At 37.1% G+C, this 11,630-nt stretch carries 13 protein-coding genes; 6 read left to right on the top strand and 7 right to left on the bottom strand.

Annotated features, from left to right (window positions below; genetic code table 11):
* Positions 1–17 precede the first annotated feature (17 nt).
* On the top strand, positions 18–848 hold the full coding sequence (locus CDIMF43_RS11880; RefSeq protein WP_109842119.1) for a MetQ/NlpA family ABC transporter substrate-binding protein: 831 nt from the start codon (positions 18–20) through the stop codon (positions 846–848).
* A gap of 104 nt (positions 849–952) precedes the next feature.
* A complete protein-coding gene (gloA2, locus tag CDIMF43_RS11875) occupies positions 953–1,333 on the top strand; it encodes an SMU1112c/YaeR family gloxylase I-like metalloprotein (protein WP_034568502.1) in 381 nt (126 codons plus the stop codon).
* Positions 1,334–1,401: 68 nt separating this feature from the next.
* Here gloA2 and CDIMF43_RS11870 read toward each other — a convergent pair whose 3' ends face one another.
* From CDIMF43_RS11870 to CDIMF43_RS11840, 7 genes are all read right to left on the bottom strand, one after another.
* Positions 1,402–1,914: a hypothetical protein gene (locus tag CDIMF43_RS11870; protein WP_074401828.1), complete on the bottom strand. Its 513-nt coding sequence runs from the start codon at positions 1,912–1,914 to the stop codon at positions 1,402–1,404.
* Positions 1,915–1,936: 22 nt separating this feature from the next.
* Positions 1,937–3,949: an ABC transporter ATP-binding protein/permease gene (locus CDIMF43_RS11865; protein WP_109842118.1), complete on the bottom strand. Its 2,013-nt coding sequence runs from the start codon at positions 3,947–3,949 to the stop codon at positions 1,937–1,939.
* A gap of 15 nt (positions 3,950–3,964) precedes the next feature.
* Positions 3,965–4,678 (bottom strand): hypothetical protein, encoded by a 714-nt coding sequence (locus tag CDIMF43_RS11860; protein ID WP_109842117.1) that lies wholly within the window; start codon positions 4,676–4,678, stop codon positions 3,965–3,967.
* Positions 4,675–5,403, bottom strand: coding sequence for an ATP-binding cassette domain-containing protein (locus CDIMF43_RS11855; RefSeq protein ID WP_109842116.1), 729 nt, complete (start codon positions 5,401–5,403; stop codon positions 4,675–4,677). The genes CDIMF43_RS11860 and CDIMF43_RS11855 overlap by 4 nt, the downstream gene beginning before the upstream one ends.
* Positions 5,400–5,780, bottom strand: a complete 381-nt coding sequence (locus tag CDIMF43_RS11850; RefSeq protein WP_109842115.1) for a GntR family transcriptional regulator — start codon at positions 5,778–5,780, stop codon at positions 5,400–5,402. The genes CDIMF43_RS11855 and CDIMF43_RS11850 overlap by 4 nt, the downstream gene beginning before the upstream one ends.
* 176 nt (positions 5,781–5,956) lie before the next feature.
* Entirely contained in the window at positions 5,957–6,625 is a 669-nt protein-coding gene (locus CDIMF43_RS11845; protein ID WP_109842114.1) for a Crp/Fnr family transcriptional regulator, read from the bottom strand.
* A gap of 225 nt (positions 6,626–6,850) precedes the next feature.
* The gene (locus CDIMF43_RS11840) at positions 6,851–7,573 is read right to left on the bottom strand and encodes a gamma-glutamyl-gamma-aminobutyrate hydrolase family protein (RefSeq protein WP_109842113.1); all 723 of its coding nucleotides are present in this window, start codon (positions 7,571–7,573) and stop codon (positions 6,851–6,853) included.
* Positions 7,574–7,834: 261 nt separating this feature from the next.
* Between CDIMF43_RS11840 and sufC the strand changes: the two genes are divergently transcribed.
* Genes sufC through sufU form a run of 4 tightly spaced genes read left to right on the top strand, consistent with a single transcriptional unit; the run spans position 7,835 to position 11,593 of the window.
* Positions 7,835–8,608, top strand: a complete 774-nt coding sequence (sufC, locus tag CDIMF43_RS11835; protein ID WP_034568506.1) for a Fe-S cluster assembly ATPase SufC — start codon at positions 7,835–7,837, stop codon at positions 8,606–8,608.
* A gap of 12 nt (positions 8,609–8,620) precedes the next feature.
* Entirely contained in the window at positions 8,621–9,907 is a 1,287-nt protein-coding gene (gene sufD / locus CDIMF43_RS11830; RefSeq protein ID WP_074401746.1) for a Fe-S cluster assembly protein SufD, read from the top strand.
* Positions 9,904–11,139, top strand: a complete 1,236-nt coding sequence (locus tag CDIMF43_RS11825) for a cysteine desulfurase (RefSeq protein WP_109842112.1) — start codon at positions 9,904–9,906, stop codon at positions 11,137–11,139. The genes sufD and CDIMF43_RS11825 overlap by 4 nt, the downstream gene beginning before the upstream one ends.
* Positions 11,126–11,593, top strand: a complete 468-nt coding sequence (gene sufU, locus CDIMF43_RS11820; RefSeq protein ID WP_109842111.1) for a Fe-S cluster assembly sulfur transfer protein SufU — start codon at positions 11,126–11,128, stop codon at positions 11,591–11,593. The genes CDIMF43_RS11825 and sufU overlap by 14 nt, the downstream gene beginning before the upstream one ends.
* Positions 11,594–11,630: the final 37 nt, after the last annotated feature.

Raw genomic sequence — 11,630 nt, 5'->3', positions numbered from 1 at the left:
ATGTGGGGGAATTTATTATGAAAAAATCGAAAATTTTTGGAATCATTTTAACATTAGGTTTAGTAGGAACACTAGCAGCTTGTGGAAATGGCGGCAAAGACAGTAAAAAAAGCGACGAAGATACCTTGAAAATTGGGGCAAGTAACGTCCCTCATGCTGAAATTTTAGAACATGTGAAACCAATTCTTGAAAAAGAAGGGGTTAAATTGGATATTAAGACCTATACGGATTATGTGATTCCAAATAAAGCCTTAGCAGACGGGGAAATTGATGCGAACTATTTCCAACATATTCCTTATTTTAAAAATCAAGTCAAAGAAAACAATTACAAATTTGAAAATGCTGGAGAGATTCATATTGAACCTCTTGGCTTGTATTCAAAACGCGTGAAAGAGTTAAAAGATGTTAAAGAAGGCTCAACCGTAATTGTAAGCAATTCACAAACCGATTGGGGTCGAGTGATCAGCATTTTACAAGATGCCGGTCTCGTAAAAGTTAAAAAAGGTGTGGATATTACAACAGCAACCTTTGACGATATCGCTGAAAACCCTAAAAAGCTAAAATTCACATATGAAAGTGACCCTGCATTAATGACAACATTCCTAGACAATGACGAAGGAGACTTGATTGCAATCAACTCTAACTTTGCTGTTGATGCCGGATTAGATCCATTAAAAGACGCAGTTGCTCTTGAAAAAACAAGTTCACCTTATGCAAATATTATTGCAGTTCGCTCTGAAGATAAAGACGATCCACGTATCAAAAAACTAGTAGAAGTATTGAAATCAGAAGATGTGAAAAAATGGATTTTAGACAAGTGGAAAGGTGCCGTTGTACCGGTTGACTAATGAATAAAAAATGAGAAAGTAGGCTTTTAAAGCGTACTTTCTTTTTTATTGCGTTCCAATTATGTTAAACTTAACTGAATGATTTAGGAAAAAGGAGCGTACTTATGAACTTACAAACCATCCATCATGTCGCAATTATTGTGTCGGATTACCAACGATCAAAAGAATTTTATGTAGAAAAACTAGGCTTTAAAATTATCCGCGAAAACCATCGAAAAGAACGCAACGATGTGAAATTAGATTTAAAATTAGGCGCGAGCGAGCTAGAAATCTTTGCAATGCCAAACAGTCCAAAACGGGTATCACAGCCAGAAGCATGCGGCTTACGACATTTAGCCTTTAAGGTTGAGGAAATCGAGGAAACGATTGCAGAATTAACGGCTTTAGGAATTCCTTGTGAACCGATTCGAATTGATGACTATACAGGTGAAAAAATGACCTTTTTCTTTGATCCAGACGGCTTGCCGTTGGAGTTGCATGAGTAGACCAATCCTTAAAAAAAAAATCACCCCAACAAGCAACTAACTGGGGTGATTTTTTATGTGAAAATGAGCTAGTCGTTTTTTTGAATTACTTGATTAATCGCGTTACTAAAAGTGTCTATATTCGATTTTTTAGAAGTTGTTGTAACGACATCAACCTCTTTTGGTTTCTTTGGCCATCTGCCTGAATCAGCAGTTACAAATAAATGCACTTTAGAAAAATTTGCTTCTTTTTTTATGAAGTGCACTGCTTTTTCTGGCAAATCACTACTTTGAACCGTGGTTATAAGGAGGATGCGATCCCAATCTTTTTGTTTGACGTTGTCAATCGTGGAAATATCTTGCACTTGAATAAAAAGTGGTTGTCCTTCAAACGTATCTTTTACTTTAGCCATTACCGAATCTTTAAAATGACTTTGTTGAGTGAGAATCAACACCTTCGACTGGGCCTTTTCCTTTTGATTAATCGTGTAACTATTGGCGAACCCTTGTGTTCTGATAATCCGATAAGCTACGGCACTTGCACCAAATAATAGAACGCATACACCAACTGTGATTAAACTTATTTTTACTGATTTTTTCATAATTTTTCCTCTTTTCTGTGTTTTATTCATAACGTAAAGCTTCTGTTGGATCTAATTTTGCACCTTTGCTTGCTGGATAAAGTGCAAATAAAATACCTAATGTGAGTGTAATGCCTAGTGTCACTGCTATATTTACCAAACTAATGTGAATCATCTGGCTAAAACCAATTTGATTTTGAATGATGGGATTGGCTAGCAAACTTAATCCTATAGCAATTCCGGCAGAAAGAATGTTAGACGCAATCATAATGTAAAGGGCTTCACTGATAAACAAATAGCGTATATGTTTCTTTTTATAACCGATCGCTCGTAAGACACCAATTTCTTTGGTACGTTCTACAACTCCGATATACAGCACAACGGCAATCATTACCCCTGCAACAATTAGTGATAGCCCTGCAATGAAAGCAATTAGATACACAATAATGGTTGTAAATTGAGTAATCATATCAAGAAAGGCAACGCCGTTAGTAATTTGATAATTTTTAAATGCAGGATCCTCACGGTATTTTTCAATTAAGGGCTCTACTTCATCGGGGGAAGTCGCAAAACCATCAACTGTATAGATGTCTTTTGTCAGTGAACCTGTTGTTAGTAATTTATCATAACTAGGTTGACTCATTAAAAATCCTTGAGACATACCTTCCGATTCAGGGTTAAGGACGCCACTTATTTGAGTGTCGATTTTAACTGTACCTGCCTGTGAATTTCTTGATGAAGCAACGATAGTAATTTTTTCCCCAACCAGTCCCTTAGTATTTCCTTTAGTTAATTCATCTGAATTGTCTAAATTCAAAATAGCTTTGGCAGCTTCTGATGGGAGTAGTATTCCTTCTTCCGATTTAGAAAACATATGACCTGCTAATAAATAGCCTTCATCTATTGAATATTGTTCATAACGTTTAGCCGATAACACAGCTTCTTGCGCGCTAGCAGGGGGGACTTTTTCTAATAAATGACCCTCGTATTCAAATTTAATCCCTGCAACAGAAGAGGTTTGATAGGTTTCTGTTATGTGCTCTTTGACATACATTGCTTCGAGTTTTTCAATTTCTTTTGCTGTTAAAGGTGTGGTTGGTCTAGGTGGACCGCTCGTGCCTTCTGCTCTAAAAAAAGCAGTTAGTTGATTTGGAGAGTAAGCATTATTGAACAAATCAGCCACTACTCGATTTACTCCATTTCCTAATCCTAAGGCGATTAAAATTGCAATAATTCCAATTGATGTCCCAAAAGCTACAAGGATATTTCTTAGTTTTCGATTCATAAAGTTTTTAAAACCCAGTTTTAAAATGGCCCAGATAGACAGTGTTGATTTTGTTTTTTTCTGTTCATTTAAAACAGGGATTTTCTTGTTTTTAATGAGCGCATCGGTTGCTCTAGCATCCAGTACGCCGTCCTTTAAACGTAGAATTTTTGTCGCTTCATTGAGATACGTTTCTTCATGGGTGACGATTATAACCGTTTTTCCATCAGCTGCTAATTCTTTTAAAAGAGTCATAATTTCATGGGCTGTTTTAGAATCAAGTGCGCCGGTAGGTTCATCTGCAAAAAGGATAGCTGGATTATTTGCTAACGCTCTGGCAATGGCTACTCGCTGTTTTTGACCGCCAGATAGCTGATTAGGTTTCTTTTTACTAAAGGGTCCTAGGCCGACTTTGTCTAACAAGCTTTGTGCACGTTGATTGCGCGCTTCATTAGATAAGGATTTATCTAAATAAAGTGGCATTTTGACATTTTCTAAAATACTCATATGTGGAACTAAATTGAAACTTTGAAAAATAAAGCCAATCGTATTTTTATGATAGTCATCTAACATTTTTTTAGAAAGTGGTTTTCCTGAAAGCAATACCTCTCCTTCATAGTCATTGTCTAAACCACTAATAATATTCAGCAACGTTGATTTTCCACTCCCGCTTGGTCCTAAAATAACAGCAAAATCACCAGCTTCAAAAGTAAAATTAATATTTTTTAAAACCGTCTCTACTCCTCCATTTTGGATAGGGTAGGACTTATTAATATTTTTCATTTCTAACATAACAGACACTCCTATCTAACGATTTTTAATTGCAAAGTAAGCTTTAAGCTTTGTATCAATGAAGAGAATACAAACTATGAAGAATAGATTCCAAATAAGAGATTCCAGACTAATAGAAAAGGGGACATTTGGTAAAATAGTTAATGTGTGGGAAAAACTAAAAGGGACATAATGGGATTGAACAAAGAGAAAGGTAAGAAAGAAAGTTAATGCGAATATAAGGCTACTTAAAAAGGCAAAAGGTTTAGAATGAATTAAGGGACTCAACCAATAAAAAGGAAGCAAAATATAACAGCTAAACATAGTTGCGAATAAGCACAAAAAGAGAAGCAACTGTGGGAGATATAAGAGACTTTGCCAATCGAAGTTAGCGGTTAGCAAGGTTTGAAAAATTAGTGAAAATAGAAATTGGATGCAAACGAATAAGACAATCCACATATAGATAATCAGAAATTTGGTAATTGTTTTTCTAAATTCGCTTAAAGGAGTGAATGAAACCAATGTTTTTGTTTTAGCATTTGTATCGAGTTTCATCACCTGCACCACACAAGAGAGCAGACTGCCTAAGGTAAATAAAATAGGGAGGACCAAACCATGTTCTAAGCCTCTATTTCCATTTTTTGATAATAATAAGCTGAAACTCACCAAATTTAAGCTTATTTGGACAAGTAAAATGGTAAGCCATTTTTGCTTTAATAACTGATAATAGAACAAAAAACTTGCTTTCATTTTCTCCACTCCTTTTGATAAAATTCAATCAAAGATTGTTGAGATTGTTCTCTAATGGACTCTATTTCAAGATGTTCTTTTATGACTCCGTCTTTGAGAATTAAGGCTTCATCACAGATTTGTTCAAATTCACCGATTAAATGCGTTGCAATAATGAAGCTGGCGTCTGGCGAGGTTTCTGAAAGAATCAAACGAACCAAATCGACTCTTGTTTCTAAGTCTAAATTGGCAAAAGGTTCATCTAGCAGATATAAAGGTACCTCTCTAGCTAAAATAAAACTTAATTTTACTTTCATTTGTTCTCCTAAAGACAAATTTTGATACGTTTCATTTTTTTCTAATCGAAAAGTTAAAATGAATCTTTTGAAAGAAGTAGCATCAAAATCAGGGAAAAGGGCACCGCCATAGTGACAAATTTCGCTAAGATGCCAATGAGGTGGAAAGGTTAAGTCTGAAGCTAAATAAGATGTTTTGGTTCTTAATAATGCAGTTGTTTTTATAGACCTGTCTGTGGGCAAGTGATTTTCAAAGTGAATAGATCCTTGTAATATGTCCCTTTGACCGCTTAACGCATTTAGTAAGGTTGTTTTACCTGCACCATTTGAACCAATCAAGAGGGCTAATTTACCTTTGTTTAATTTAAAACTAACGTCTTTTAGTACAGTACGGTTTCCTACTTTTTTTTGTACATGTTCGACAGATAGTAACTCTTTTTCTTTAGTCATGTGTTTCCTTCCTTTCTTTCTTTTTCATGAAGAAAAAGGGTTAATTCCTCATGAATTTGGTTATTGGAATAATCTAAGGATTTCATCTCTTGAAAGAAATGTGAGACATGGTGAGTTGCTAATTGTTTTTTTACACCCTCAAGCAAACTAAAATCACTTGTAACAAAATTTCCTTTGCCACGTTTACTCATTAACAATTCCTCCTCTTCTAAGACACTGTAAGCTCGTTGCACAGTATTAGGAGTCACACCTAACTCAAGGGATAGGACTCTTACTGAAGGAACCTGTTTACTTGTTGCCCATTGCTTTGTAACAATTTTTATTTTTACCCAATCTACAATTTGTAGGTAAATTGCTCGTTGATGGTCAAATTTCATTTTTTTACTCCTTTCCGTTTGACTGTATGAGTGTAGTCATACGCTTATCCATACTATAAAGTGAAAAAAAAAAGCCATTTATGTTAAAAACATAAATGGCTTTTACTTTTAGTACAGATATAATAAAAAATTGGATACTTCCCCTTGAAACTCTAAGGGTTCACATTTGTCACAAATTAAGGGGTATTTTTTAAAATAATTGGTTTTTTACTATTTTTAATAAACTGTTCTTCCAATAAAATTTTAAACTCTTTAGAAACATTGGCTTGGGATGTTCTACAAAATTTCGCTAATAACGCTTGAGAAAGGAAATCCGGCAAAATAATTTCCTCATCCTGATAGGTCCCCATCTCTCTTCCTAAAAAAAGCAATGCATTTTTTAACCGCTCTGTTGGTTTTTTTGCAACAATATCCATAATCGCGTAGTGTCTTTGGAAGATTTCAGCAACAATTCCTAATAATAAATCAGTTAATGTGGGGTGCATGGATAACGCTGTTAGTAGAAATTCTTTATCAATCACTAGAATTTCAGCGTTTGTCAAAGCGCTTATTTTTATTTTTTTTTGCTCATCATAGTGTACAGATTGTGCAAAGGAGCGAATTCCTACAAAATCAAAAGGTGTTACGAAGGTCGTAATTTGAGTGTTTTCGTCTTGCTTATGTACTTCAACTGCTAAATAACCATCCAGTACAACGAAAACAGTTTGCTTTTGACTGTCTTGTTTTAACAGACAAGTATCTTTTTTAATCGAATGCTTTTGAACAGATTTTTCATAAGACGGAACCTGTTTGAGAAACGTAATAATCGCGTCAATGGGTCCTTTTTTAGAGGGGAGTCTTTTCATTATTGTGTCAGCTCCTTAGAGTTAGAATTTAGTTTATTATAGCAGAAAAAATAAGTATTTTTGAAAATGAAAAGAAAAAGGGGCACAATAAAAAAATTAAGGACCTAATAAAGAGAGCAGAACGATTGAATCGCTTTAGGAGCCATTAAAAATCGTAACGTGGATAAGTTGACTGTTTAAATAAAAAAAACTAGCATAGAAAAACTATACTAGTGAGGTTGCTTTTTAACGACGTGCTCGTTCAATAAAATCATTAAACAACCCTTGCATTTTCTCATCGGTTGCCTGCATCAATTCAGGGTGCCATTGGACAGCCACAATACTTTGCGTAGGATCTTTTGCTTCATAAGCTTCCACCAAACCATCCGTGCTCCATGCAGTTGCGACAAAATCAGTAGCCAACTCTTTGATTGCTTGGTGATGGTAAGAATTGACCAACACAGAAGTTCCTAGCAATGAAGCTAAATGACTTTTAGAATCGATACTAACGGAATGACTGCCAACAGTCGGAATACTGGGTTGTAAATGCTGGACGCTCCATTGAGGGTATTCTGATAAGTCTTGATAAAGTGTTCCACCTTGCACACTGTTTAAAATTTGAATGCCTCGGCAAACCGCAAAAATAGGTTTTTTTTGTTTTAAGGATTCTTCAATCAAGGCTTTTTCAAAGAAATCACGACGAGGTTCAGTTTCCTGTAGTTTAAGGCTAGGTTCTGCTCCGTAAAAGGAAGGAGCGACGTCTTGCCCACCAGCTAATAAGAGTCCATCGATTTGGTTAATATAGGCTTTGGCGTCTGCTGGGTTTCCAATTGGGAAAACCAATGGCAAACCATTTGCCTGTTGAACGCCGTCAACAAAACCTTGAGGCGTATAAGTCACAAGATTATCATGAAAGACATCCGCATGTTTTGTTAATAAATTTCCTGCTATTCCAATAATTGGCTTCATTTCATAATCCCCACTTTCTATAAGATAGTATTTTACACTATTTCAAAAAGAATTGCTAATTAATAGTAAGCATGAGAATCTAATGATAACAGCACTTACTTGATAAAAATTCTAAATTGATAGGATATTCGCTTGTTTTTCAAGACTTTTTTAGTGTATTTGATTGCGAAAGGTTCTCAATTGGGCTAAAATAGAGGAAGGTCAAAGAAGACACTCACACAGATAGTTTGTGTAGAAATAGATAGCAAAGGGGATACAAAAATGGCAGTTTTAGAAATTAAAAATCTACATGTGTCAATTGAAGACAAAGAAATTTTAAAAGGTGTTAATTTAACAATGAAAACTGGGGAAATCCATGCCATCATGGGACCAAATGGAACAGGTAAATCAACTTTATCTGCAGCCATTATGGGTCACCCTAGCTATGAAGTAACAGAAGGCGAAATTCTATTAGACGGCGAAAATGTCTTAGAAATGGAAGTAGACGAACGTGCTCGCGCGGGTCTTTTCTTAGCGATGCAATACCCAAGTGAAATCGCTGGAATCACAAATGCTGAATTTATGCGTGCTGCAATCAACGCACGACGTGAGGAAGACAATAAAATTTCAGTGATGGACTTTATCAAAAAATTAGACAGCAAAATGGCGATTTTAGATATGCCAGAAGAAATGGCTGAACGTTATTTAAACGAAGGCTTTTCAGGCGGAGAGAAAAAGCGCAATGAAATTTTACAATTAATGATGATCGAACCAACCTTTGCAATTTTAGATGAAATTGATTCAGGCTTAGATATCGATGCGCTTAAAGTGGTATCAAAAGGCGTGAATGCAATGCGTGGCGACAACTTTGGTTCATTGATTATTACCCATTACCAACGCCTGTTAAACTACATCACACCAGACGTAGTACACGTTATGATGAACGGAATTGTGGTTAAAACCGGTGGCGCAGAGCTTGCGAAACGTTTAGAAGCAGAAGGATACAAAGGAATTCGCGATGAGCTAGGAATTGACATCGTATTAGACGAAGACTAAGGAGGATTCAAGATGACAGAGAAAACTTTTAAAACCCATCTTGACGCCATCCGTGATTTTTCATTAAGTCACGCTGAGCCTGAATGGATGTTGGATTTACGTTTAAGTATGTTAGATAAAATAGATGGGCTAGAATTGCCATTTTTTGAAAGAGTAAAAATCAATCGTTGGCCGTTACTGGAAGACCCAACCATTGCTGCTGAAACAGAAGCAGTGATGTTAGCGAATGAATTTATTGATGACAAAAATGATGGACCTAAACTAATTCAAATTGGCCGTCAAACAGCTTTTGAGCAGTTGCCAATGGAATTAATTGAAAAAGGGGTTATTTTTACTGATATTTTCACAGCACTAGAAGAACACCCTGATTTAGTGAAAGAAGCGTATATGCAATACGCTGTTAAAGCAGATGAAGACAAATTAACGGCGTTTCATGCAGCCTTTATGAACAGTGGGATTTTCCTATACGTACCGAAAAACGTGGTGATTGAAGAGCCACTTGAAGCCTTATTTATCCAAAATAGTGAAGTCAAAGAAAACTTTGTGAAGCACGTATTGATTTTAGCTGACGTAAACAGTCAATTTAGCTATGTAGAAAAATACGAAACAATTGGAACTGAAAAAAACCTAGCCAATATCATTGTAGAAGTGGTAGCTAAACCAGGATCAAAGGTGAAATTCTCAGCTGTAGATCAACTAGGGGAAGCAACAACAACCTACTTTAACCGACGTGGTCATCTATTGAAAGATGCAACAATCGATTGGGCACTAGGCATTATGAACAATGGCGATATGGTTGCTGATTTTGATTCAGATTTGATTGGCGAAGGCAGTCACAGTGAAGTGAAAATCGTGGCAATCAGCATGGGCAAACAAATTCAAGGAATCGATACACGTGTGACCAACTACGGACGTCATTCTATTGGCCATATTCTGCAGCATGGTGTGATTCGTGACAAATCGACGTTAACCTTTAATGGTATCGGTCATATTATCAAAGGCGCAAAAGGAGCAGATGCTCAACAAGAAAGTCGTGTTTTGATGTTATCTGACAAGGCTCGTGGCGATGCGAACCCGATTCTTTTAATCGATGAAAATGATGTCACTGCTGGACATGCAGCCAGCGTTGGTCGTGTTGATCCAGAAGAAATGTATTATTTAATGAGTCGTGGACTTAAAAAGGTAGATGCTGAACGCCTAGTCATTCGTGGCTTCCTAGGTTCTGTTATTGCAGCAATTCCAGTAAAATCTGTGCGAGAGGAACTAGTAGACGTTATTGAAAGGAAGCTAAGCATATGATTGATGCCAAGGCCTTAAAAAAAGATTTTCCAATCCTTTTTCAAGAAATCAATGACGAACCACTGGTTTACCTTGATAATGCCGCAACGAGCCAAAAGCCACAGCAGGTTTTAGACGCGTTGAAGACGTATTACCAAAGAGACAATGCCAATGTACATCGAGGGGTTCATACGTTAGCAGAACGAGCAACTGCCAAGTACGAACTAGCCCGTCAAAAGGTCAAAACCTTTATTAACGCTAAAGAAACGGCAGAAGTTCTGTTTACAAGAGGAACAACAACCAGCTTAAATTGGGTCGCTAAAAGTTTTGGGGAAGCGAATGTCAACGAAGGTGATGAAATTGTGATTTCCTATATGGAACATCATTCGAATATCATCCCGTGGCAGCAGCTAGCTAAAAAACAAAAAGCAACTCTTAGATATATTGAGTTAACACCAACTGGTGAATTGGATCTAGCCAGTGCTAAAAAACTGATTACCGCAAAAACCAAAATCGTAGCGATCACCCACGTTTCTAACGTGTTAGGAGTAGTCAATCCGATTGCAGAATTAACTGAAATCGCTCATCAAGTAGGAGCGGTGATGGTTGTTGATGGCGCGCAATCAGTCCCACATATGGCAGTCGATGTGCAACAGTTAGATGTTGATTTCTACGCCTTTAGTGGCCATAAAATGCTAGCGCCAACCGGCATCGGTGTCTTATATGGCAAACGCAGCCTACTAGAAAAAATGGAGCCGATTGAATTTGGTGGGGAAATGATTGATTTTGTGTACCTTGAAGACAGTACATGGAAAGAGTTGCCTTGGAAATTCGAAGCAGGCACGCCGAATATAGCAGGAGCAATTGGCCTAGGTGCAGCGATTGATTATCTAACAGAAGTAGGCATGGAAGACATTCATCACTATGAACAAGAATTAGTGGCCTATGTAGTGCCAAAGCTTCAAGAAATTCCAGGAATTACGATTTATGGCCCAACTGATCCAGCGAAGCGAACAGGTGTGATTACCTTTAATCTTGAAGGCGTTCATCCTCATGATTTGGCAACGGCGATGGATATGGAAGGCGTAGCGGTAAGAGCGGGGCACCATTGCGCGCAACCGTTAATGAATTATTTAGAAGTCAATTCGACAGCAAGAGCAAGTTTTTATTTTTACAACACTAAAAGCGACGCCGATACATTTATCAAAGCCCTTTTAGCGACAAAGGAGTTTTTCACCAATGGCCCTTTCTAGATTAGACAACTTATACCGTCAAGTGATTTTGGATCATTCAAGTCATCCACATCATCACGGAATCTTAGATGCCTCAACCAATCAGATAGAATTAAACAACCCTACTTGTGGGGACGTGATTCAAATTCAGCTTGTAGTTGAGCAGGATATAGTCAAGGACATTCGTTTTTCAGGAAGCGGCTGCTCGATTAGTACGGCAAGCGCGAGTATGATGACAGATGCTGTGATTGGCAAAACCCGTGAAGAAGCCTTAGCGCTAGTAGACGATTTTTCAAAATTAGTACTAGGCGAAGAGCTGACCAATCCAGACGCACTAGGAGACGCCCAAATGCTAAGCGGCGTGGCAAAATTTCCAGCGAGAATTAAATGCGCAACCCTTGGCTGGAAGGCCTTAGAAAAAGCACTAACCGAAGGCAATCAAACTGAACTAAACAGTCATTTACATTGTGACTGATGAACCTTAAAAACAAAACAAAAGGAGTGAATCCAAC

The sequence above is a fragment of the Carnobacterium divergens genome, assembly GCF_900258435.1.
GTDB lineage: Bacteria > Bacillota > Bacilli > Lactobacillales > Carnobacteriaceae > Carnobacterium > Carnobacterium divergens_A.
This window is presented reverse-complemented; position numbering and strand designations above follow the sequence as displayed.